Source organism: Chitinophaga sp., from assembly GCF_017745275.1.
Taxonomy (GTDB): domain Bacteria; phylum Bacteroidota; class Bacteroidia; order Chitinophagales; family Chitinophagaceae; genus Chitinophaga.
The window spans coordinates 1,061,026-1,085,053 of the sequence record NZ_JAGHZS010000001.1 but is presented as its reverse complement, the minus strand read 5'-3'; the positions used below and the strand labels follow the sequence as shown (position 1 = coordinate 1,085,053).

Below are 24,028 nucleotides of genomic sequence, written 5' to 3'. Positions count from 1 at the left end.
GCTGCATCACGGGTGAAAACGTTATTAGTAGTTTTAAAAGCAATGTTGAACAAACCGGAAACCATGCCGCTACTTGGCTGATTAAAAGAAAACGTGTAGGTTTGGTCCCATGTTGTCAAAGGCGCAAATTAAATATATTCAATCATTACAGCACAAAAAAAACAGGCAAAAATCCAGCCAGTATGTAGCCGAGGGTGATAAGATCGTACAGGAGCTACTACAGGCGGGCATGCCCGTGAAAGGAGTATTTGCAACAGCCGATTGGCTGGAGCAGCATACCGCGTTGCTGGACCGGTTGCCTGCGGGTGCGGTAGTAGCAGTGGATACAACAGTACTGAAACAATTATCGTCGCTCACCACGCCTAACAGGGCCATGGCCTTACTGGATATGCCAGCACCGGTAGATCCGTTACCGGCTGCCGGTACAGTGGTACTGGCGCTGGAAGCTATACAGGATCCGGGAAATATGGGTACACTGATTCGTATTGCCGACTGGTTTGGAATCTCCCAGATTATTTGTTCCCCGGATTGTGTGGACGTATATAATCCTAAAACTATTCAGGCTACCATGGGTAGCATCATACGGGTACGTATAGCCGAATACGATATCCGGGAATTATTACAGCAAACTTCCCTGCCTTCTTATGCGGCCACCTTACATGGTAAGAACATTGCCGATTTTCCTGTTATGAAAGAAGGGATTATCCTGATTGGTAATGAAGGAAGGGGATTAACGGAAGAAGTGATTCGCCTGGCTACCCACCAGATCACCATCCCCCGCCTCGGCGGAGCTGAATCATTGAATGCTGCGGTAGCTGCAGGTATTATTTGTGGCCGGCTGCTTATTTAATTTGTCATGATACCCCGCATCTGTTTTATTACCTTGTTATTATTAATGGCTGCCTGTCATCAACCTGTGGATCATGGGAAGATAACGCCTGCCTTTTATTACTGGAAACAAACCTGGACGGGTAACAGCCAGGAACAGCGGTACCTGGACCAATTACCCGCAAAGCGTTTATACATTAAGTTATTTGATGTAGACCTCGATGAGGTGACCAAAGCCCCGGTACCGGTGGCGATTTTCAGGAAAACGGCCCCCCTGCCTGCGAATGTGGATATCGTTCCCGTGGTATTCCTGATGAATGAAGTATGGGCAAAGGCGGACAGTACATTGGCCGGCAATGTGGCCCGGTTAGTAGAAGGACTATGCGATAGTATCCCCGGGGCGCGGATCCCGGAAATACAGTTGGACTGCGACTGGACCCAGGGTACCCGCGAAGCTTACTTCTCTTTTATCAGGCAAATTAAACAAACACCTTTCTTTCGGCAGCGACGTATTTCCGCTACCATCCGCATGTACCAGGTGAAGTATACTACCCGTGCCGGTATTCCGCCAGTGGATAAAGGATTGCTGATGTGCTATAACATGGGTGACCTGCGTAAGCCAGGCACACATAACTCTATTCTTGATCCGGAAGTGATGGACTCCTACCTGGGAGATAGCAGGGTTGCGGAATATCCCTTACCTTTGGATATCGCATTGCCGCTTTTCGAGTGGAGTGTTTTATTCCGCCGCGATGTTGGGTATGCAGGAATTTTAAGGAACGTTGGCGCACCGGAATTGAAAAATACAAAGCTTTTTGCCCCAGGCCCCTCTAACCTATACACCGTACTGCAAGACACCATACTGAATGGCTATTCACTCACGAAAGGAAGTGTTATCCGGAGAGAAACCAGCGACCCGGCTGCATTGACAGCAGCGGCCAAAATGGTGGCCAGACAACTGCAAACAAAAGATCCTTTTATTATATTTTATCATCTTGACTCGTTGACGCTTGAAAAATATCCATTGAATGAACTACAAGAAATTATCCGTCTTTTTAATTAGCTTTTTTGCTGTTTTCTTCGGGAATGTGATCTATACGCTGTCCTGTGGTCCCGACCCAGACCCTTACGATTATTACATTTCCTTCTTTAGCCCACTGACCAAAGGCGGCGGCTATGAGCCATTTTATTACACCTCGATGTCGCAGTTTTATGCGGACCCGACGCCTTCAGAGGAAACAGCGAATGTGGCCGACTGGCAAGGTTATGCAGGTAGCAAGGTAACGGCAAAGGATATACGTGAATGTATTTATACCTATACGCCGGAACAGCTATCGGCCATTGCGGCTGGTAACAACGCACTGCCGGATAGTGTGAAGCAAAATACCTTCGCACAGTTTTTATTAAAAGATAAGAACCGGGAAGCAGCCCAATATTTATCATTTGCCAAAACCTGCGAACCTGCTGTGATTAACGCGGATCCATGGTCTGTGCCTGAACGGAATAACGTTTTACTGGGTCAATTATATAAAACCGGAGAAGACCTCCTGGATAAAACAAAAGACAAAGATATACGCGACCGGTATGCGTTTCAACTGATTCGTCTGAAACATTACCGCAAAGACTATCGTGATGCGATCGCTTCTTTTGATCATTTTTTTGAAGGAAAGGAATTGTCTTCCCTGGTATATTTCAAGGCATTGGCGCTGAAAGCAGGTGCCCTGCTGCGTTTGAAAGACTCCGTACAAAGTGCCTACCTGTTTTCGCGTGTGTTTGAAAAAGCACCTTCGCTGCGTATTTCCTGCTATACCAGCCTGATGTGGTGCAATACCACCCGGAAGCAGGTGTATCCGCTGTGTAAGGATGACCACGAAAAGGCAATGGTAGCAGCCGTTTATGGCTTCGCCAGCAGCGATCCGGATATTGATGCATTAAGGCAGGTATACGCACTGGACCCGGCTTCTCCTGCTTTAAATATATTGCTGGCCAGGGAAATTAATAAGATAGAAAGCGATTACCTGAGCCCTGCGCTGGAAGAGGCGCAGCCGGGATATGTGAGCTACCGTAGCTCTTCTGCTGAAGAGAAGAAAGCGTTAGTTAACCGTACCAAAGCACTACAAACTGTGGTAGATAGCCTCGTGAGCAAGGGCCAGTTAAAAGATATGGACCTGTGGCGGGTATCATCTGCCTATATTTCCTATATCCGCAGAGATTACCCGGCGGCACAAGCGAAGCTGGAGGAAGTAAAAGCCAAAGATCCTGCTGTAAAAGACCAATGGGAAATAGTTCGCCTGCTGGTGAATATCAATCAGCAAAAAACTATTGACAATGCTTTCGAATCCAGCCTGCTGGCTTCTTTAAAGTGGCTGGACAGTAAAACACCGCCAAATCCCAAAACGAATGAGTGGTGGAATGGCACTGATAAATCATATATTTTCCGGAAAACATATCGTAACCTCTTATTTGCTGTGCTGGCGCCCCGCTACCATCAGCAAGGCGACCTGGTGAAAGAAGCTCTGGTAAGAGGCCGCTGCGATTCCCTGAATATGAACGGCTGGGGTGTTTCCGGTCAAACCGCTATCGGCCAGGTAACAGATGATATGAAGTCGGCCGACTTACTCAAGCTCAACGACTTCCTGCACCAACCTGTGAAAACACCGTATGAAACGTACCTGGTGGGCTTCTTCCCAAAATCACTCAATATAAATAAAGTGATTGGAGAAAGCTATATGCGGGTACATGACTTTGCCAATGCGCGCGACTGGTTCAAAAAAGTACCGGCAGCCGCGCAGGCGGTTTCGTACCAGGTATTCCGTGAACAACTGAAGGATTTTGGAGAAGACACTGCCAGGGCCGGTTTCACTAAACCGATTACCCAGCAACAGTTTTGTGAGCGCATGGTGCAATTGGAAGAAAAAATGAAGATCACACCAGTACCTTCCAATGTGTATTACGAGTATGCGTCCGGGTTATTCAGCATTTCTTACTATGGTAAAACCTGGTTTTTCGTAAAAGACTATCGTCCATCTACCATCTGGTATGAATCCAAATGTGATAAAGATCCTTTTGAAAAACAGTATTTCGGATGCTATAATGCAGAAAGCTACTATTTAAAAGCAGCGCAGGCCAGCACCGACAGGGAATACAGGGCCAGGTGTGCGTTTATGGCTGCCCGTTGTTCGCAGAAACATACCGCTGAAAACATGGATCAGGATAAATACGTTTCTGCGTTGATACATAACCGTTATTTCCCCTTATTGAAGGATAATTTTGGCCAGACTAAGTTCTATCAACAGGTATATAACCAGTGCAGTTACCTGCGCGATTACGTAAAAAGTACCCGTAAGAAATAGTTACTTGAACTGAATAGCCTTTACCGGCGTGATACGTTTTATGATAAGAGAAGGTAGCAGCAAAATCAAAGTACAAATGAGGAAGGTGCCAATGTTGATCAACAGGATATCTACCCAATGTATGGAGATGGCTGCTACCGACATATAGTAAGACTCTTCTGGTAATTTAAATATGCCGGTGCTCTGTTGCAGGAAAGCAATGCCTAATCCAAAGAAGTCACCAATCAGGATACCCAGGAGGATAATATAGGCGGCCTGGAAAATAAATACCTGTTGAATATCCCAGTTGCGCATCCCCAGTGCTTTGGTAATGCCCACCATGTTGGTACGTTCCAGTATCAGGATGAGTATAGCTGTAATCATGTTAATGATAGCCACTATCGTCATAATGATAATGATGATCAATTCGTTTTGGTTTTGTAATTGCAGCCAGTCAAATATATTGGGATAGATGTCTCTCACTGTACGGGTAAACAACTCTTCCGGTAACAGGTTATGGTACAAATAGATGGCTGTAGAATCCATGTTATGGTAGTTGTTCAGCGTTATTTCGTAGCCGCCTACCTGTGTGGGTTCCCAGTCGTTAAGTTTACGTACCAGGTTCAGGTCACCAATGATATATGTTTTATCGTATTCTTCGATGCCGGTTTTATAGATACCCGTTACCGTTAGTTTGCGGGCACGGGGAGGTAATCCACCGCCCTGGATAAAGTATATAATGGCTTTATCATTTACTTTCAGTTGCAGTTCTCTGGCCATATATTCGGAAATCATAATTTCCGGAGAGTACGCGGAATCACTGAATTGCAGCAGCTTGCCGGATTGCAGGAAACGCTTTAACTGTGGCCAGTCGTAGCTTCTATCCACTCCTTTGAAGATAACGCCGTCTATTTCTTTTTCTGATTTGATGATGGCCGACTTGGTAGCATAGCTACTGATGGTTTTGATGCCAGGGGCCAGTTTTATGCTGTCTACCAGGCTATTTCTTCCGGTAAAAGGAATTTCTTCTGTCAGTGGCCCTGCATTGGGTTGGTATTGATTCACATGGATATGTCCCCAGAAGCTGAATATTTTTTCCTGGATCACTTGTTGAAAGCCGTTTACCAATGCTGTAGCCAGTATCATTACCGCAACGCTGATTGCCGTGGCGGCAACTGCAATATTGATAATGAATTTGGAAAAAGTAGACCCCTTATTGAAAGCGATTCTTTTAGCAATAAAAAATGATAAACGCATGGGACAAATATATAGGGAAAAGCCGAAAGCATAAAGCTCAAAGCAAAAAGCTATTTTAGCGGATCACAAGAGTGAATAAATAATTAAAGCATCCGCTCTTGTGATCCGCTAAAATAGCTTTTTGCTTTGAGCTTTATGCTTTCCACTAATTGTAGTAACTTCAATATTATCAATTCCTTCATATGCGTACAGCAGCATTTTTTTTAATAGCCATTACTGTTTGTTTGTTGAGTGAGAAGATGGCAGCACAGGTGAGTGCTATTACCCCGGATCATGTGTATTACAACAATATTAAATCGGTGAAATTTAACCAGGCAGGTGATCCCCTGAGTATGCCCATGTATACTATTGGCGGCGGAGATAAGCTGGTATTATCTTTTGACGATATGGACAACGATGTGAAGAACTATTATTATTCTTTTGTGCTTTGCAACGCTGACTGGACGCCGGCGCAGGTGAATCAGCTCGACTATCTGCGTGGTTTTTCAGAAACGAGGATCATGAATTATAAGATGTCGAGCGTGGCGCTGGAACGTTATACGCACTACACAGTGCAGTTACCGGGCACCAATAGCTACCCGGTAAAATCGGGGAATTACCTGCTAAAGGTATACCTGGACAGTGACACGTCACAGCTGGCATTTACCCGCAGGATGTATGTAGTGGAGAATAAAGCAGGTATTTCCGGTTTTATTCAGCAACCTATTGCTCCTAAATTATTCCGCACGTATCAGAAGATTAATTTCGAAGTCAATACAGGTTCGTTGAATATCCAGAACCCATTTGACCAGATTAAGATAGTTGTGTTGCAAAATTATCGTTGGGATAATGCGATTACCGGGCTCAAACCACAATTTATCAACGGCAATATATTGAAGTATAATGCAGAGCAGGATTGTGTGATGCCGGCAGGGAAGGAGTACCGGTGGATTGACTTACGCAGCTTCCGCCTGCAAACAGAGCGGGTGCAGCGGTCGGAATATCATAGTAGCAGTACAGATGTATTTGCAGTACCTGATGTTGAACGGGCCGATAAGGTATACCAGTTTATTAAAGATGTCAATGGGCGGTACTACCTGGCCACGCTGGATGATTACGATCCTGATTTTGAAGGCGATTATGCATCCGTGCACTTCTCCTTCTTATCGCCTGAACCTTATGCAGGTTATGATATGTACCTTTTTGGAGAGCTTACCAATTATGAATGTAATAATACCAATAAGCTTACTTATAACGGTGCTACCCGTGCTTATGAAGGCACTTTCTTATTGAAGCAGGGCTACTACAATTATATTTATGGCCTGGTAGATAAAACCCAGCCTAATCCTAAGTTTGATACATCACTGACAGAAGGCGACTGGTGGGAAACAGAAAATAACTATACTATCCTGTTGTACTACCGGGCATTAGGAGGCAGGTCTGATGAGTTGGTATCTTCTATTACATTGAACTCTATCTTAAACAGGAAATAGGGAAAGAAGCGAATAAAAGTAATGGGAGATGAGGTACTCATCTCCCATTACTTTTATATAGCTAATTGATACTCTGTCTTAGTTTCACAATGTTGGCGGCGCCGCGTTTAATGATAATACGGGTACCTCTTTCATAAGTAAAGTAGCGGTAAAACCAGTTAATGAATACTACCAGTTTATTTCTGAAGCCGAGTAAACTCATCAGGTGTACTACCATCCACACTACCCATGCGGGATAACCACTCATGCGAATACCGGCAATTTCCGCTACGGCTCTGTTACGACCAATGGTGGCCATACTGCCCAGATCCTTATAGGTAAAGCCTTTCATGGGTTTATTATTGAGAGATTGGCGGAGGTTATGCGCCAGGTTTTTACCTTGTTGTATGGCCACCTGTGCTACCATCGGATATCCTTTAGGGAAGCGGGGATCGTTGGTCATTTGTGCCAGATCGCCGATAGCGTATACATTGGCCAGGCTTTTTACCTGGTTCAGTTCATTCACAATAATGCGGCCATTAGGAAGTATGATATCCGGAGGAATACCTTTTACAGGGATGCCTTTTACGCCGGCAGACCATAGCAGGGACTGTGTTTGTATCATTTCACCGGTGCTGAGGGTAACGGTTTTACCATCATATTCTTTTACACCTGTATTGGTCAATACGCGAACGCCCAGGTCCTGTAAGGCTTCCAGTGTTTTTTGAGAAGTAGTTTCACTGAAAGAGGCCAGCAATTTAGGGCCTGCTTCAATGAGGTATACATTCATAAGTGACTGCGGTATAGTAGGATAATCTTTGGGCATAATGTACTTGCGCAATTCCGCGAAGGCACCTGCCAGTTCTACGCCGGTAGGGCCGCCACCTACCATTACGAAGTTGAGTTTAGGCTTGATATCTTCCGGGTTTTGCAGCAGCAGGCTTTCTTCAAACTGTTTTACTACATAGTTCCTGATTTGCACGGCTTCAATCAGTGATTTCATGCCGATGGCATTATCTTCTATGCCTTTATTCCCGAAGAAGTTGGTGTTGCTGCCGGTAGCGAAAACGAGGTAGTCGTAATGAATTTCACCAATACCTGTTTCCAGTATATTTTCAGATGTCCGGAGGCCGGTTACTTCTGCCATGCGGAACACCAGGTTTTTTTGTTTCCGGAAAATACCGCGGAGTGGAAATGCGATGCTATCTGGTTCCAGGCCGGCCGTAGATACCTGGTATAGCAGGGGTTGAAAAAGATGATAATTATTCCTGTCTAATAGTACAACCTGTACAGGCACATGTTTCAGTGCTTTGGCAAGGTTGACGCCACCGAATCCACCGCCTACAATTACTACGCGGGGTAGTGTGCTGTCCGGTATGTTGGGCTGAATCATAATTCATCAGTTTATATGGTGCAGTAATTTGATGATATGGTATTTAACGGATAGTACGTCATTAGGCCTCAAATGGCATACCAGTGCTAAATTTTATCAAAGTTACTAAACTTTCAGAAAAAAATGAAAGTTTATTTTGATTTTTTGCCTTTGACCGGGATTAAACTGATGATACTGATTTTATTTTTTGATTTTATAAGATGATAAAGAAGAAGAGCGAAGAAGAACGTAGGTATGACGTTCTTCTTCGCTCTTAATCAAAAAATAAAATCAGTCAGAAAAAATCCGCTATTGCAGGCAATACTTAAAGATAAAAGCTGCTGCGGCCGCACCTGTTAGTGGGCCGAGAATGGGAATCCAGGCATAGCTCCAATCGCTGTCTCGTTTTCCGGGAATGGGGAGAAGGAAGTGCATCAACCGTGGACCGAAGTCGCGAGCGGGGTTGATAGCATAACCTGTTGGTCCGCCGAGTGACAGGCCAATGGCCAATACCACGAGGGCTACCGGTAAGGCATCCAGCGAGCCGATGCCGGCAGTGGGACCTGTGATAAAGCAAATAGCCAGTATAAATACCATGGTAGCAAGGAACTCGGTCAGGAAGTTGTATTTGTTGCTGCGAATGGCGGGGATGGTACAAAACACGCCCAGCTTGGTGTTAGCGTCTGGTGTTTCATCAAAATGTTGTTTATAGCAAAGCCATACGATGAGTGCACCCAACATGGCACCAGCCACCTGTGCCGCTATATATCCGGGCACCTGTCCCCAGGCAAATTTTCCCTGTAACGCCTGTGCAAAAGTAACAGCTGGATTCAGGTGTGCGCCACTGTATTTTCCCGTTGCATATACGCCTACAAATACTGCCATGGCCCATCCCATAGTGATGACCATCCAGCCACCGAGATTGCCTTTGGATTTATTCAGTATAACGCTTGCGACTACACCGTCTCCCAGCACGATAAGAAATGCGGTTCCGAGAACCTCTGCTAAATAAGGTGACATAAGTTGCGTGAAATGTTAGGTAATGTAGATAAATTATTCCTCTGTCCATGCCTGTGCTGCCCTGATTGCGCGTTTCCAGTCGCCACACAACCTGTTGCTCTCTGCCATTTCCATAGCGGCATCAAAGGTGGCGTCTATCTTCCATTGTTGTGCTATGGTTTCGATGCTGTCCCAATAGCCTACGGCAAGCCCGGCGAGATAAGCGGCGCCCAGTGCGGTGGTTTCAGTAATCGTGGGACGTACTACCCGGAGATGGGTGATGTCTGCCTGAAACTGCATGAGCATATTGTTTTTGGTAGCACCGCCATCCACACGTATTTCCGTGATAGGCATGCCTGCATCTGCTTCCATGGCTTTCAGGACATCCATCGTTTGGTAGGCGATGCTATCGAGCGCTGCACGGGCGATGTGGGCAGCAGTAGAGCCCCTGGTCAATCCTACCATAGTGCCGCGGGCGTGTTGATTCCAATAGGGAGCGCCTAATCCGGCGAAAGCAGGTACCAGGTATACGCCATCACTGTGAGGCACAGTAGCCGCGAGCTTTTCTATATCGGCAGAGTGGCGGATAATGCCCAGTCCATCGCGCAGCCATTGTACCACGGCACCACCAATAAAAATGCTGCCTTCCAATGCGTAGCTGGTTTTACCATTAATTTGCCAGGCTACGGTGGTGAGCAGATTATTTTTAGAAGGAATGGGTTTGTCGCCGGTATTTAATACGAGGAAACAGCCGGTGCCATAGGTATTTTTGATCATCCCTGGTTGAGTACACAACTGCCCAAATAAAGCAGCCTGCTGATCGCCGGCAATACCGGCAATAGGAATGCGATAGGGGGTGAGCACGGCTTCTGAATAGCCGTATACTTCGCTGGATTGTTTTACTTCCGGCAGCATAGAAGCTGGAATATCAAAAAGGGCAAGTAATTCGGAATCCCATTTCATGTCGTGGATATTAAACAACAAGGTGCGGGAGGCATTACTCACATCTGTGATATGGAGCTGTCCTTTGGAGAAGTTCCAGGCCAGCCAGCTGTCAACGGTGCCGAATGCCAGCTCACCATTTTCTGCGCGTTTACGGGCATCGGGAATATTATCTAATATCCATTGTACTTTAGTACCGGAGAAATAAGCATCCAGGCGAAGGCCTGTTTTATCTTTTACGAATTGTTCTTTTCCTGCTTTGATTAATGAATCGCAATAGGCAGCAGTGCGGCGATCCTGCCATACAATGGCGTTATGAATTGGTTTGCCGGTTTTTCTATCCCAAACGATGGTGGTTTCGCGTTGATTGGTGATACCCATGGCAGCAATATCTTCTCCGGTTACTCTTGCTTTGAGGATGGCCTCTGCAGCTACGCTGGCCTGGGAGGTCCATATTTCCATTGCGTCATGTTCTACCCATCCGGGCTGTGGAAATATTTGTTTGAATTCTTTCTGGGCTACTGCTTTGATGCTGCCATCATGATCAAAGATGATGGCGCGTGAGCTGGTAGTACCCTGATCCAGTGAAAGGATATATTTTCCCATTAGGTTTTCAGTTTATTGTGGGTATGCGTGGATATTATATTTGAATTTAACTAAATTCTTCCATATAACATTTTTTCACGCAAAGGGGCAAGAGAGCAAAGAAAATAAGGAGCGAAGATCATTTCATGTTACATGAATTACTTTGTTTTTTTTCTTCGCTCCTTATTTTTCTTTGCGTGCAAAAAAAATCCCCGGCGCAATTACTGCACCGGGGATACACCATCTAAAAAAATATCTGACAATTACATTTTCTTCGCGTCTTCGAGGAATTTCGCCAGACCGATATCCGTTAATGGGTGCTTCAGCAGGCCCAGGATAGAGTCTAACGGGCAAGTACATACGTCAGCACCAACTTCTGCACATTTCACGATGTGGAGTGCACTACGGATAGAAGCAGCGAGGATTTCAGTTTTGTAACCCTGTAAGCTGTAGATCTGTGCAATTTGTGCAATCAGTTCAACACCATCCCAATTGGTATCATCAATACGACCAATGAACGGAGAAACATAAGCAGCACCTGCTTTTGCAGCCAGGATAGCCTGACCGGCAGAAAATACGAGGGTGCAATTTGTTCTGATACCGTTATCAGTAAACCATTTGATGGCTTTTACACCGTCTTTTATCATTGGCACTTTCACCACGATGTTGGGATGAATAGCGGCCAGTTTCTTACCTTCTTCAATTATAGATTTGAAATCTGTGGAAAGCACTTCAGCACTTACATCACCGTCTACTATTTCGCAGATATCTTCGTAATGTTTAATGATTGCTGCTTCACCTTTAATACCTTCTTTTGCCATCAGGGATGGGTTAGTAGTTACTCCATCGAGAACGCCGAGGTCGTGAGCTTCCTGTATTTGGGCCAGATTAGCTGTATCAATAAAGAATTTCATACTATGATAAATTAGTTGTCAGGAAATGAACCATTTGTGGAAGATGCTGTCATTAGTGAAAGAGGAGGAGAAAATAGCAACCAGATACTATTGACAAGCAACTAATGACAATAAAAAAAGAAAAAAAAGGCAAGTTACTTATATCGCACCGCTACAACCACCTACCCTTGCTACATTCCTGTCCTGGGGGAGTTCAGTAGGAGCTGGTCGTATAAGACTTGCCGGTTGCAAAGGTAATATAATGTGTTGAATCTCCAAATATTAGCGGAGAAAAAATTGAATTTTTTTTTCATAGCGTACTTATACGCATTCTTTGCTTGTTAATAATGTAGTAACTATGTATATAGCGAGAAAATATATATATTTGACGTATGGGTTTTAGCCCGCTGTTTAAACACTATTAAATTTAACCTCTTATGCAAATTCTTCAAACAAATCCTTATGAAGGCGGTAGCGCATTCGGCGCATTGTTTACCGGTACGTTCCTTGTTGTGATGCTGGTCATCATTGTTTTCTTTGTATTCTGTATGTGGAAAATCTTTGAAAAGGCCGGACAGGAAGGCTGGAAAGCCATTATTCCTATCTACAACATTTATGTTCTCACACAGATTATTGGTAAGCCATGGTGGTGGCTGATCCTGATGTGCATTCCGTACATCGGCGTTATCTGGGGTATCTGGGCTACCAACCTGCTCAGTAAAAGCTTTGGTAAATCAGAAGGCTTTACAGTAGGTCTGATCCTCCTGGGTATCGTGTTTTATCCTATCCTGGCATTTGACCGTACTATTGTATACAAAGGCCCGGCAGGCGATCCTACCCGCTTCAATAACGTTAATGATGATCTGAATTCGATCGGTAAAAATATTTAACTGGCAGAAAGCAGAAAGCAGAAAGCAGAAAGCAGAAAGCAGAAAGCAGAAAGCAGAAAGCATAAAGCTATTAAAGCGAATGACCAGCGCAAGTATTTTATTACTCATTCGCGCTGGTCATTCGCTTTAATAGCTTTATGCTTTCTGCTTTCAGCTTTCTGCTTTATGCTAGTTCCTGGTAGTATAATAGTTGTAATCGTTCAGTACCGTTTCCAGGAAATGAGTATGCGACATCTCACTGTCAATATGCAATACATCCTTTACCCGGTAAGCCACCCGCGCGGCGAGTTCGTCATCTTTTGCCATCAGCGCACGATCCAGTAATTCCTTTACTTTGTTCATATCCCTGTCGGATAATTTCATGATCTGCGGAAAATGCGGTTTATAATCGCTGTGGGAAAGATCCCGGAAAATAGTTTCTTCAATACTGCCTTTTCGTTTCGTGCTGATAACGATAGTACCTGCAATCAAATCGCCCAAACGCTGATTATAAGGGGTTCTTACAATGGAAACGAGGGGAATCAGCACGGGTATAACCACCATAAAATAAATGGGTGTTTCAATCAGCCGGAAAATCCATCTTATCAGGTGCTGACTGATACTGGGTGCATTTCCCATCATACTCACCACCCGGATATGCAACAGCTTTTTCCCCGGCGTAGATCCCTGCATGGCGATTTCTGTAACCGGGAAATAGAACATGATAGGGAGAAATACCAGGAATATATAGATAACAACATTGGTATCCATATCCATCCGGAAAGAAGTTAATACAGATAGCATCACCAGGAAATATGCCACCCGTATGGCAAAATCAATCAGCCAGGCCAGAAACCGTTTTACAATATCGGCCGACTCAAATTCGAGGTCTATATTAAAAGAAGTTGGTATTTTTATATCTGCCATACTCAAATTTACATATTTGTTTATATATTGTTAAACGATTTAGTAAGTTTGCCGGTATTCCCCCATTAGTAACCCATTACTGTAGTGTAGGTAATATCTGTATTTAAAAGGGAAAGAAGAACTCATTATGAGAGAATCGCTGTTTATCAAAAAGAATTTGTCCCGCTGGAAACAATACCAGGAGGAGCCCACAGATGACCCTGATGAAATGGCGGAAAGATTTGTATCAGTACTGGATGATCTGTCTTACGCTAAAACATTTTATAGCTTTAGTAAAGTAACCCGTTATATTAATGGGCTGGCCGCTGGTATTTATCATCGCATTTATCAGAACCGTAAAGAAGAAGTAGGCCGTTTTCAACTGTTTTTTAAATACGAATTGCCCTTACTGTTTCGCAGATACCACCGGCTGTTACTTTTTACCTTATGCTTTTTCCTCTTGTTCTGTTTGATAGGAGCTTTCTCCTCCGCCCATGATGAAACCTTTGTGCGTGGTGTACTGGGAGATGAATACGTGAATATGACTGAACGGAACATTGCTAACGGAGATCCTTTTGGTGTGTATAAAGATGGTAACCCCGTATTAATGTTTTTTAGTATCGCCGTCAACAATATACAGGTGGCTTTCTTTTGCTACGTGGGAGGTATTTTCTTCGGTATAGGATCCCTGTACCTGCTGGTACGTAATGGTGTGATGCTGGGTGTTTTCCAGTACCTGTTTTTTACGCATGGACTTGGCTGGAAGTCAATACTGGTCATCTGGATACATGGTACATTGGAAATTTCGAGTATTGTAATTGCTGCCTGCGCCGGTGTGATTTTAGGGAAAAGCATACTTTTTCCCGGTACCCGCAAAAGGATTGATTCTCTTCGTAAGGGTGCAAAAGATGGTATTAAAATTATGGTAACGCTGGTGCCTGTATTTATTGTGGCTGCTATACTGGAAAGCTTTGTTACCCGGCATACAGAGATGCCATTGGTATTAAGTCTTTTTATCTTGTTGTCATCATTGAGTTTTATATTGGGCTACTTTATTTTTTATCCTATCTATCTGCATAAAAAAGGATATCATATAAGTGCGGAAGGGAAAGTAGTGATCCCATTTACCCTTTCAAAGCAGTAACATGATAAAATATTTTTGGTTAAAGAGCAGTGTACTGTTATTGTTTTGCTGGCTTCCCTTAAAAATTGCAGGCCAAACAGTAACGCCGGATACAGCCATTGCAATGCAAACAGACAGCATTTCAGCAGTGGCGAATGACGAGGAAGAAGTATACCAGGAAGATATGGCTTACTATGATATGCGGCATATTTCGGACTCGTTGATAAATGATCTGAAAGCCAATAAAAAGCTTCAATACCACGATGTAAAGGAGAAACCCCCGCAAGAGTTTCGCTGGCTGGACAGATTCCTGGTAGCACTGGGCAGATCTATTCATACCATCCGCTATATATTAATGGGATTATTACTGGCTGGATTGGGTTTCCTGGTGTACCGGTATATGAAAGCCAATGGCATGGCTTTGTTTCGTAAACCGGTGACAATTGATGGCTTAACAGAAATACAAACAGAAGAACTCCATAGCGGGGAAGAATATGAGGAAAAAATAAAAGCAGCCATCGCAGCGGGCGATACCCGGCAAGCTATCCGCTGGTGGTATCTCTATACATTATATCAGTTGGCAGGCAAGCAAATGATTGTAGCTGGCAGGGAAAAAACAAACAACGACTACCTGCGTAATATGCGTAGTTCCCCTTACTATAAAAAGTTTGCTGCACTTACACTGGATTATGAATATAGCTGGTATGGCGGATTTGAGGTTAGTGAAGAGAATTTTAGAAATATTAACCAGCAATTCCGGGATTTTAATAACGCAATAGGAAAAACTTCGTGAATACTAAACCCATTTATATCATCGGATCGGTAATACTTGTACTGGTATTAGTGATGGTCATTGGAGGCAACCTCGGTTCCAACCAGGAAGAACAAAGCACCAAGATGTACCGGTCTTCTTTTTCCAGCAAGGATAAGAAAGCCGGAGGGGCCTATGCTGCCTTTAAAATGCTGCCACAACTGTTTTACAAGCATTCCATACAGGTAGTGACCAAACCATTTGTCCGCACCTACGAGAAAGATGCTGAGATGAAGAAAGCCGGCAATACTTATATCCTGGTGGCCGACCAAATGTATACTACTGAAAAAGACGTGGACGCCATGCTGGAATATGTGTCCGGTGGAAATGATTTGTTTATTGCAGTGAATAACCCGGACCCCTATCTTGCCAAACAACTTAATCTTAAGGTAGACGGTGGTGGTAAAGAACAATTCTTTAAAGAACGAATTGCACAATATTACCAGGACACCATTGTTCCAATAGATACCAGCTTCGCTTATGAGGGAATGATCAGCGGCGGCAGCTTCTCTGCCGTAGATAGTACTACCACTACTATCTTAGGTAGCAATGGGCAACACAAGCCTAACTTTGTCCGCATCGCATACAGCAACGGATATGTTTATTTATTACTGAATCCTTACACTTTTACCAACTATTTTTTATTGCATAAACGTAATGTAGCAGCCCTGGAAACACAAATATCATATTTACCAGACCTCCGTGGCAGCGTATATTGGGATGACTTTTACAATGCACAGCACAGCGCGCAATCCGGCGATTTCAGCGAATGGCAGGTGCTCATGCGCTATCCGGCTATGCGGTGGGCATTATGGCTGGGAGTTGCTTTGCTGTTGGTATATGTGATATTTGAAAGTAAGCGCCGGCAACGGATTATTCCTGACAAGCCGGTGTTTAACAATACTTCTGTGGAGTTTGTGGGCGCTATCGGGCAACTGTATTATCAGCAACACAACAATGATAACCTGGCGCATAAAATGATCCTGCACCTGTTGGAGTATATACGTACCCGTTATTATCTTGATACCAACATACTCAATGAAGAATTTGTAGCTGCTTTATCACGTAAATCCGCCGTAGCGGAGGCTGATATCAGAACACTGTTACAAATGATGCATCATGTGCAGATAGAAGGAAATATAAGTGATGATTACCTGAGAGAATTTTATAAACGCATTCAACTATTTTATTTAAACACGAAATAAATAATGGATACCAATACATTTCAACCCAGAACTGATTTTTCTGCTTTACATGAAGGAGTGGAAGCCATCAGGGAGCAAATAGGAAAAGTAATTGTAGGGCAGCATCAGATGGTGGACCTCCTGGTTACAGGGTTACTGACACAGGGACATGTACTGATAGAAGGTGTTCCCGGCGTGGCTAAAACGTTAACTGCCAAACTGCTGGCACAGTGTGTGGACGCTAACTTCAGCCGTATACAGTTTACCCCGGATCTGATGCCGGCCGATGTATTGGGTACTTCTGTATTTAATCCGCAAACAAGAGAGTTTGAATATAAGAAAGGACCTGTTTTCAGTAACCTGGTATTGATCGATGAAATCAACCGTGCACCGGCCAAAACGCAATCCGCGCTCTTTGAGGTGATGGAAGAAAGACAGATTACCAACGACGGTACTACCTGGTTGCTCGACCGCCCGTTTATGGTAATTGCCACCCAGAACCCCATTGAACAGGAAGGTACTTATCGCCTGCCGGAAGCACAGCTGGACCGTTTCCTTTTTAAAATAGAAGTGAAATATCCTGACCTGCAGGAAGAAATAGCCGTGTTGCGCAGCATTCATCATTTTAATGGAGAAACAGATCTTACCAAAATGATCAGTAAGGTAGTGACTACCACACAGATTATCGCGTATCAGCAACAGGTAAGACAAGTATTAGTGGACGATAAATTGTTCCATTATATTGCAGCAATTGTAAATGAAACACGTATGAATTCGTCGTTGTACCTGGGCGCTTCTCCACGTGCTTCCATTGCCATTATGAACTGTGCCAAAGCCACTGCTGCTATGAAGAACAGGGACTTCGTTATTCCTGACGACGTAGTAGAAATGGTGCCACATGTATTGCGTCATCGTATTATCCTGACACCTGAAAAAGAAATGGAAGGCATTAAGACAGATGATGTGATTGCACAAATTATAAAAATGGTAGAGGTACCGAGATAGCCACCAGCTGTTAGCAGTTAGCTATTAGTTATTTACTGCCCATTGATCACTAAAAGCTAAAGGCTGAATGCTAAAAGCTCAGAGAATATGTCCGCAACTGTAAAGAATAATTTATACCAGATACTTTTTTTTACCAACAGGTTGTATCTCCTGCTGGGATTGAATAGCCTGTTGTTTGTTTTGGCATTCTTTTTCCCCGGTCTTTACAATGTGGCCATTGTAGTGTTCATTGTGTTGATAGGATTGGTACTGATGGATATGATATTGTTGCTCCTGCGGCCTTCAGGCATAATTTCGCTGGAACGTAAGGCCAGTAATCGTTTTAGTAATGGAGATGATAATGAAGTATTGCTTGGTTTTCATAACCGTTATCCTTTCCCGGTATTTGTAAATATAATAGATGAATTACCTTTTCAGTTCCAGGAACGGAACTTTCTGCTGAAAGCTAAAGTAGGAGCGGGTTCTTCACATGTTTTCCGATATGTACTTCGCCCGGTAGAAAGAGGTAACTATCATTTCGGCTACAGTAATGTGTTCGTGAAAAGTGCACTGGGAATTATCAGTCGCCGCTTTGTGTTTAATAATGAGCAGGAGATCAGTGTGTATCCAAGCTTTCATCAGTTGCGCCATTTTGAATTATACTCCTATATGAACAGGCTGAATGAACTGGGTGTTCATAAGCGCCGTGTCATAGGCCATAGCATGGAGTTTGATCATATTAAACCCTATACCAAAGGCGATGATGTACGCATGTTAAACTGGAAAGCATCTGCCCGTACCGGTAACCTGATGGTGAATAATTATGTGGAAGAAAGATCTCAGCAGGTATATTCTATCATTGATAAGGGGCGTACGATGAAGATGCCGTTTAATGGATTATCGTTGCTGGACTATGCCATCAATGCATCGTTGGTATTCAGCAATGTAGCTATTAACAAGGGTGACAAAGCCGGCCTGGTCACATTTACAGAGAATAAGTCGGAAGTGTTAGCGGCAAGCAATAAAAAAATCCAGGTGAACAAGATCCTGGAGATGCTATATGGCCAGGAAACGCAGTGGCAGGAAAGTGATTATGAAGCATTGAGTATACAATTGCGTAGCAGTGTATCTACCCGGTCGCTGTTAATGGTATATACCAATTTTGAGTCGATGTCCAGCTTACAGCGGCAGTTGCCTTTTCTCCGCCGTTTGGCCCGTTATCACCTGTTGCTGGTAGTGTTTTTTGAAAATACGGAGCTAAAGAAAATCACCGAGCATCCGGCGCATGATATAGAGGGAATTTACAAACAAACCATTGCACAAAAATTTGCGTACGATAAAAAGCTGATAGTAAAGGAGCTGGCCAAATATGGCATCATGTCGTTATTAAGTACGCCGGAGCACTTAACCCTGAATGTGGTGAATAAATACCTGGAGTTGAAATCCCGTATGCTGATATAATTACTGTCTTCTTTTTCTTTTATTCCCTTCGGGAGAAGGTTTTATGATCAGGGAATCATTGTCAGGGGCCTGTTTTACGGGGATAACAGACCGGAGGTACATGCGGTCGTTGTATTTGTACCAAGCTTCAACGGTCACAGTTTTAATGGTATCGTTTTTAGGCAATAGCAGATCTTGTCCGATGACAGTGCCGTCAGAGGCGGCGAACCGGATGGAGCTGGTATCCAGCGGAAACACTTTCCCACTATTAAATTTTCCTTCTACGTTCAGATAAAAGCGGATATCGCGTTTGATGCTGTCGGCATAGTGATTAAAACGGATGCCGGTAATATAAGGCAGTGTGATAGTGGTCTGTAATGGGTTGTTGTCGGCAGTTACAGTGAGTACCACGTGGTATTGATCTCTGATCAGTTGAGCCCTGTCGAAATAGAGTATGCCATTCCGGATGTTGCCGTTGCTGCTGCTGACATTTAATTTATTCCATCGGTAGTTGCCTTTCCCATAGCCGGTAGTGGCCTGGGTGGAGCTATCGCTGAAGAACAGCGTGATGGCGATGGGGGCGCTGTTGTACAATTCGGCTACTGCCGATGGATCATAGCTTCCCTGTATTCTTACTACGCGTGCCTGCTGGGCATTTGCCAACAGGGTAGAGAAAAGCAGGGCGCAGCAGAGAAAGTGTTTTAACATTCAGCTCTCAACTTTAGTCAATGATAGCAAGGAAGATTAGTTCCTTACTGCTAATTGCCGGGCCACATATTTACCAAGAATATCGAACTCCAGGTTGATGAGTGTACCTTTCTTTATTTTAGATACGTTGGTATGTTCGTAAGTGTATGGAATGATGGCGACAGAAAATTCGTTGCTGGTCACATCAAATACGGTGAGACTGATCCCATTCATACAGATGCTTCCTTTTTCCACGATGAGTGCCGCGAATTCAGAAGGGAAGCGGAAACGGTATAACCAGCTGCCATTCTGTTCTTCGCAGGAAATACATTCTCCTACACTGTCTACGTGACCCTGTACCAGGTGGCCATCTATGCGGCCATTGAATACCATGGCTCTTTCCAGGTTTACAAACTGGGTGGGAGATAGTTGTCCCAGGTTGGTTTTTTGGAGGGTTTCTGTTACGGCGATGGTTTCGTAGGTATCACCCTGTATGTTGGTAACGGTCAGGCATACGCCGTTATGTGCCACGCTCTGGTCTACTTTTAATTCGCGGGCCAGGGGTGTTTGTATCGTGATAACCAGGTTACCGCCGTCTTTCCTGGTAGATACTACTTCTGCTAGTGTTTCTATGATTCCTGTAAACATGAAGCTAATTTAAGAAAATTTCTATACCCGGGGTTTCCACGGAATTTCATCTACGCCCAGTTTGTGTCCTACCCAGCGGGCCAGCACAAAAAGGTAATCACTGAGGCGGTTAATATATTTGAGTACCAATGGTTCAATGAAGAGGTCGTGTTCCTGCATGCCTACACAGAGTCGTTCTGTACGGCGGCAAACACAGCGGGCGATATGGCAGGTAGATACTGCTACGTGGCCACCAGGCAGGATAAACGACTTCATGGCTGGAAGTTCTTCATTCATCTGGTCAATGCTTTTCTCCAGCAGTGTGATATCTGCTTCGTGGAGGTCGGGTATTTTCAATTTGGTTTCTTTGTCGGGATCGCAGGCCAGGGCGGCGCCGATGGTAAAGAGGCGGTCCTGTATTTCGCGGAGCAATAGTTTGGTATCCGGGTCTGCGATATGATCATTCACGAGGCCGATGTAGGAGTTGAGTTCATCAACGGTGCCGTAGGCGTCAATGCGGACATCGCTTTTAGGTACTTTGGTACCACCAATAAGGGATGTTTTTCCTTTGTCGCCTGTTTTAGTGTATATCTTGAATGACATGGCTGCTGTTTGGTGCAAATTACGAATTATACAGAGCTAAAAGCATAAGGCTAAAAGCAAAAAGCTATTGTAGCGAGTGATATACGCGACAATAGCTTTTTGCTTTTGGCCTTATGCTTTTGCCTTTTTAGGCTATAACTTTTTCATTAACCCGGTCTGATTCAATGACTCCGTCTCTTAACCGGATCACGCGTTTGGCGTGATCGGCAATATCTTCTTCGTGTGTAACCAGGACTACGGTATTGCCGGAGGTGTGGATACTACCGAAGATATCCATGATTTCCACGGATGTTTTGGAATCCAGGTTACCGGTAGGTTCATCAGCAAGGATGAGGGAGGGGTTGTTGACCAGGGCGCGGGCAATGGCTACACGTTGACATTGACCGCCGGAGAGTTCGTTGGGTTTGTGTTTATAGCGTTCGCCCAGCCCTACTTTTTCCAGCATGGCAATGGCTCTTTCTGTTCTCTCCTTTTTACCGATGCCGGCATAGATCAGTGGGATGGCCACGTTTTCTAGTGCGGTAAGCCGGGGCATCAGGTTAAATTGCTGGAAAACGAAGCCAATTTCTTTGCCACGCACGGTAGCGAGGTCATTGTCTTCCATTTTACTCACATCATGTCCGCTCAGTACATATTTACCGGAAGTAGGTGTATCGAGGCATCCCAGGATATTCATCAGGGTTGACTTTCCTGAACCGGAAGGTCCCATCAGTGCCACATATTCATTTTTAAAAATGTCTAGTGCGACTCCTTTGAGTACTGGTAGTTCATTTTTTCCGAGAAAATAACTTTTCCTGATTCCTTCGAGATGGATGACGGACTTTTGCATGTGGGTTATTTCTTTATAATTTTCGGCACTTTAAAGTATTCCTCAGTAGCGGAAGGTGCGTTCTGCAGGGCTTCTTCACGGCTGATACCGGGGATAACCTTATCTTCCCTGAAAACATTATAATCATCTGTCAGGTGAAGTAATGGTTTCACGTTGGAGGTATCCAGTTCATTCAGTTTCTCCACGAAGGTAATCATGCGTTGCAGTTCTCCGCGTATTTCTACCTTCTCCTGGTCATTAAATTCCAGTCTGGCCAGATCTGCCAGTTGTTGCACCAGCACGTCGTTCACTTCCATAATCAAATTAAATCAAAAGATAATGAAATATAAATGGTAAATATGATAGTATCTCAAAATTAGGGATAAACGGCCAGAAAAAGCAGAAAGCTGAAAGCAGAAAGCAAAAAGCTATTGTAGCGAATGATTAAAGCGCAGAAATATCCGTTCTGGTCTTTCGCTACAATAGCTTTTTGCTTTCTGCTTTCAGCTTTCGGCTTTTTCATTAAATTGCGCCCTGTTATGGCTACTCAAAAAGAAATTGTGGTAAGCGGCATACGCCCCACTGGTTATTTGCATTTAGGCAACTATTTTGGCGCAATCCGTAATTATATCCGGATGCAGGAAGAATTTAACTGCTACTTTTTTGTGGCAGACTGGCACTCATTAACAACCCATCCGGATCCTAAGGACCTGAAAGGTAATGTAATGAGGGTGCTGGCGGAGAATATCGCATCCGGGCTGGATCCGGAAAAAGTAGCACTGTATGCACAAAGCGATGTACCTGAAATTGCAGAACTGTATTTGCTGATGAACATGCTGGCTTATGTGGGTGAGTTGGAAAGGGTGCCTACGTTTAAAGATAAAGTACGTTTACAACCAGATAATGTAAATGCCGGTCTGTTGACTTATCCGGTACTCATGAGTGTGGATATCATCATTCAGCGTGCAGTAAAAGTACCGGTAGGTAAAGATCAGGGACAACACCTGGAAATGGCACGCAATTTTGCACAGCGTTTTAATCACCGTTATGGAGAACTGTTCCCTGAACCGGAAGCATTCAACTATGGTGATGGACTGGTACGTATTCCCAGTCTGGATGGTAAAGGCAAAATGAGTAAAAGTGAAAATGAAATGGCTACGCTTTATTTAGCAGATGAGGATAAGCAAATCATGGATAAGATAAAGAAAGCCAAGTCGGATACAGGTACTGGTGTTCCAGGTTCTGAAATGCCTGAATCTGTGCAAAACCTGCTGGATTTGATGAAGCTCGTGTCTGCACCCGAAACAGTAGCCTTCTTCGAGAATCAATGGAATACAACCGGTAATATCCGTTTCGGAGAATTGAAACCGCAGCTGGGAGAAGACATGGTGAAATTCATTGCACCTATCCGTGAAAGAGCAAAAGAACTACAAAGGGATACTAACTATCTGGAGAAAATCATGAAAGCCGGTGCAGAGAAAGCGAGAGCGAATGCGGCACAAACTTTGCAACAGGCGAGAAAACTTATTGGTTTAAATTACTATTGAAAAAGTCGCCAACTGTAGCTATTTTCAATATATACCTATCATCGCATGGCAAAACAGAATAAGATTAAGCATATCGCTATCGCCGGAAATATCGGAGCTGGCAAAACTACATTGACAGAAATGCTGTGTCGTCATTACAAATGGCATCCGCAATATGAAGATGTAGAGCACAATCCATATTTGAATGATTTTTATGAAGATATGCCCCGCTGGTCTTTTAACCTGCAGGTATATTTTCTGAACGGCAGGTTAAAGCAACTGCTGGAAGTGCAGAACGGGAAAGAAACGGTGATCCAGGATCGTACCATCTATGAGGATGCGCATATTTTTGCGCCCAACCTTTATGAAATGGGACTGATGACCAAGCGTGATTTTGATAATTATTTCAATTTCTTTGAAACGCTGAAAAGCATGGTGAAACCACCAGACCTGCTGATTTATCTGCAGGCTTCTGTTCCTACCCTGGTGGCACAAATCCAGAAAAGGGGAAGAGAGTATGAAGAGAATATTCGTTTGGACTACCTGAAACGCCTCAACGAATATTATAACAACTGGATCGAGAAGTATGATGAGGGTCCTTTATTGATTATTGATATCGATAAAAATAAATTCCCGGAAAGTGATGAGGATCTGGGAGAAATTATTTCAAAAATTGATTCTCAGTTGTACGGTTTGTTCTAGGAAGGAACCGTAAAACCAGGAGCAGAAAGCAGAAAGCAAAAAGCTATTGTCGCGTATATCACTCGCTGCAATAGCTTTTTGCTTTCTGCTTTTTGCTTT

General features: G+C 44.0%; 23 protein-coding genes and 1 other RNA gene. 11 read left to right on the top strand and 13 right to left on the bottom strand.

Annotation, left to right across the window (positions count from 1 at the left end):
* Positions 1 to 109 precede the first annotated feature (109 nt).
* On the top strand, positions 110 to 850 hold the full coding sequence (locus J7623_RS04345) for an RNA methyltransferase (RefSeq protein ID WP_291917541.1): 741 nt from the start codon (positions 110 to 112) through the stop codon (positions 848 to 850).
* Between the two features lie 6 nt (positions 851 to 856).
* Entirely contained in the window at positions 857 to 1,891 is a 1,035-nt protein-coding gene (locus tag J7623_RS04340; RefSeq protein ID WP_291917539.1) for a hypothetical protein, read from the top strand.
* 1,245 nt (positions 1,892 to 3,136) lie between these two features.
* On the opposite strand, the gene J7623_RS31735 is transcribed toward J7623_RS04340, so the two are convergent.
* Positions 3,137 to 3,247 carry a hypothetical protein gene (locus J7623_RS31735; protein WP_366838378.1) on the bottom strand — a complete coding sequence of 37 codons (111 nt, stop codon included), beginning with the start codon at positions 3,245 to 3,247 and terminating at the stop codon, positions 3,137 to 3,139.
* 934 nt (positions 3,248 to 4,181) lie between these two features.
* Positions 4,182 to 5,417: an FtsX-like permease family protein gene (locus J7623_RS04330; protein WP_291917535.1), complete on the bottom strand. Its 1,236-nt coding sequence runs from the start codon at positions 5,415 to 5,417 to the stop codon at positions 4,182 to 4,184.
* 182 nt (positions 5,418 to 5,599) lie between these two features.
* Here J7623_RS04330 and J7623_RS04325 point away from each other — a divergent pair, with 182 nt between their 5' ends.
* Positions 5,600 to 6,889, top strand: coding sequence for a DUF5103 domain-containing protein (locus tag J7623_RS04325; protein WP_291917533.1), 1,290 nt, complete (start codon positions 5,600 to 5,602; stop codon positions 6,887 to 6,889).
* 61 nt (positions 6,890 to 6,950) lie between these two features.
* Here J7623_RS04325 and J7623_RS04320 read toward each other — a convergent pair whose 3' ends face one another.
* The 5 genes from J7623_RS04320 to ffs all read right to left on the bottom strand — a co-directional run bounded on the left by J7623_RS04320 (position 6,951) and on the right by ffs (position 11,904).
* Positions 6,951 to 8,261 (bottom strand): NAD(P)/FAD-dependent oxidoreductase, encoded by a 1,311-nt coding sequence (locus tag J7623_RS04320; RefSeq protein ID WP_291917529.1) that lies wholly within the window; start codon positions 8,259 to 8,261, stop codon positions 6,951 to 6,953.
* Between the two features lie 288 nt (positions 8,262 to 8,549).
* Positions 8,550 to 9,260, bottom strand: coding sequence for an MIP/aquaporin family protein (locus tag J7623_RS04315; protein ID WP_291917526.1), 711 nt, complete (start codon positions 9,258 to 9,260; stop codon positions 8,550 to 8,552).
* A gap of 33 nt (positions 9,261 to 9,293) precedes the next feature.
* Positions 9,294 to 10,787, bottom strand: a complete 1,494-nt coding sequence (glpK, locus tag J7623_RS04310; RefSeq protein WP_291917523.1) for a glycerol kinase GlpK — start codon at positions 10,785 to 10,787, stop codon at positions 9,294 to 9,296.
* Positions 10,788 to 11,029: 242 nt separating this feature from the next.
* Positions 11,030 to 11,680: a fructose-6-phosphate aldolase gene (gene fsa, locus J7623_RS04305; RefSeq protein WP_211971751.1), complete on the bottom strand. Its 651-nt coding sequence runs from the start codon at positions 11,678 to 11,680 to the stop codon at positions 11,030 to 11,032.
* Between the two features lie 124 nt (positions 11,681 to 11,804).
* Positions 11,805 to 11,904: signal recognition particle sRNA small type (gene ffs, locus J7623_RS04300), an RNA gene on the bottom strand.
* A 192-nt stretch (positions 11,905 to 12,096) separates the two neighbouring features.
* Between ffs and J7623_RS04295 the strand changes: the two genes are divergently transcribed.
* A complete protein-coding gene (locus tag J7623_RS04295) occupies positions 12,097 to 12,549 on the top strand; it encodes a DUF5684 domain-containing protein (RefSeq protein ID WP_291917515.1) in 453 nt (150 codons plus the stop codon).
* Between the two features lie 168 nt (positions 12,550 to 12,717).
* On the opposite strand, the gene J7623_RS04290 is transcribed toward J7623_RS04295, so the two are convergent.
* The gene (locus tag J7623_RS04290) at positions 12,718 to 13,455 is read right to left on the bottom strand and encodes an RDD family protein (protein WP_291917512.1); all 738 of its coding nucleotides are present in this window, start codon (positions 13,453 to 13,455) and stop codon (positions 12,718 to 12,720) included.
* A 127-nt stretch (positions 13,456 to 13,582) separates the two neighbouring features.
* Here J7623_RS04290 and J7623_RS04285 point away from each other — a divergent pair, with 127 nt between their 5' ends.
* From J7623_RS04285 to J7623_RS04265, 5 genes are all read left to right on the top strand, one after another.
* Positions 13,583 to 14,578 carry a stage II sporulation protein M gene (locus J7623_RS04285; RefSeq protein ID WP_291917509.1) on the top strand — a complete coding sequence of 332 codons (996 nt, stop codon included), beginning with the start codon at positions 13,583 to 13,585 and terminating at the stop codon, positions 14,576 to 14,578.
* 1 nt (position 14,579) lies between these two features.
* Complete coding sequence (locus tag J7623_RS04280; protein WP_291917506.1) at positions 14,580 to 15,350, top strand: hypothetical protein; 771 nt, start codon at positions 14,580 to 14,582, stop codon at positions 15,348 to 15,350.
* Positions 15,347 to 16,573 carry a DUF4350 domain-containing protein gene (locus J7623_RS04275; RefSeq protein WP_291917502.1) on the top strand — a complete coding sequence of 409 codons (1,227 nt, stop codon included), beginning with the start codon at positions 15,347 to 15,349 and terminating at the stop codon, positions 16,571 to 16,573. The genes J7623_RS04280 and J7623_RS04275 overlap by 4 nt, the downstream gene beginning before the upstream one ends.
* A 3-nt stretch (positions 16,574 to 16,576) precedes the next feature.
* The gene (locus tag J7623_RS04270) at positions 16,577 to 17,557 is read left to right on the top strand and encodes a MoxR family ATPase (RefSeq protein ID WP_291917499.1); all 981 of its coding nucleotides are present in this window, start codon (positions 16,577 to 16,579) and stop codon (positions 17,555 to 17,557) included.
* A gap of 87 nt (positions 17,558 to 17,644) precedes the next feature.
* Positions 17,645 to 18,997, top strand: coding sequence for a DUF58 domain-containing protein (locus J7623_RS04265; protein ID WP_291917496.1), 1,353 nt, complete (start codon positions 17,645 to 17,647; stop codon positions 18,995 to 18,997).
* Here the strand turns inward: J7623_RS04265 and J7623_RS04260 are convergent, their stop codons facing one another.
* The 5 genes from J7623_RS04260 to gatC all read right to left on the bottom strand — a co-directional run bounded on the left by J7623_RS04260 (position 18,998) and on the right by gatC (position 22,018).
* On the bottom strand, positions 18,998 to 19,684 hold the full coding sequence (locus J7623_RS04260; RefSeq protein WP_291917493.1) for a hypothetical protein: 687 nt from the start codon (positions 19,682 to 19,684) through the stop codon (positions 18,998 to 19,000). It abuts the gene before it with no gap.
* A gap of 36 nt (positions 19,685 to 19,720) precedes the next feature.
* Complete coding sequence (locus tag J7623_RS04255; protein WP_291917491.1) at positions 19,721 to 20,311, bottom strand: riboflavin synthase; 591 nt, start codon at positions 20,309 to 20,311, stop codon at positions 19,721 to 19,723.
* A 21-nt stretch (positions 20,312 to 20,332) separates the two neighbouring features.
* Positions 20,333 to 20,893: a cob(I)yrinic acid a,c-diamide adenosyltransferase gene (locus J7623_RS04250; RefSeq protein ID WP_291917488.1), complete on the bottom strand. Its 561-nt coding sequence runs from the start codon at positions 20,891 to 20,893 to the stop codon at positions 20,333 to 20,335.
* 127 nt (positions 20,894 to 21,020) lie between these two features.
* Positions 21,021 to 21,722, bottom strand: coding sequence for an ABC transporter ATP-binding protein (locus J7623_RS04245; protein ID WP_291917485.1), 702 nt, complete (start codon positions 21,720 to 21,722; stop codon positions 21,021 to 21,023).
* Positions 21,723 to 21,727: 5 nt separating this feature from the next.
* Positions 21,728 to 22,018 (bottom strand): Asp-tRNA(Asn)/Glu-tRNA(Gln) amidotransferase subunit GatC, encoded by a 291-nt coding sequence (gatC, locus tag J7623_RS04240; protein WP_291917482.1) that lies wholly within the window; start codon positions 22,016 to 22,018, stop codon positions 21,728 to 21,730.
* Positions 22,019 to 22,240: 222 nt separating this feature from the next.
* On the opposite strand from gatC, the gene trpS reads away from it, so the two are divergent.
* On the top strand, positions 22,241 to 23,248 hold the full coding sequence (trpS, locus tag J7623_RS04235; protein ID WP_291917480.1) for a tryptophan--tRNA ligase: 1,008 nt from the start codon (positions 22,241 to 22,243) through the stop codon (positions 23,246 to 23,248).
* A 45-nt stretch (positions 23,249 to 23,293) separates the two neighbouring features.
* Entirely contained in the window at positions 23,294 to 23,929 is a 636-nt protein-coding gene (locus J7623_RS04230) for a deoxynucleoside kinase (protein ID WP_291917476.1), read from the top strand.
* Positions 23,930 to 24,028 lie beyond the last annotated feature (99 nt).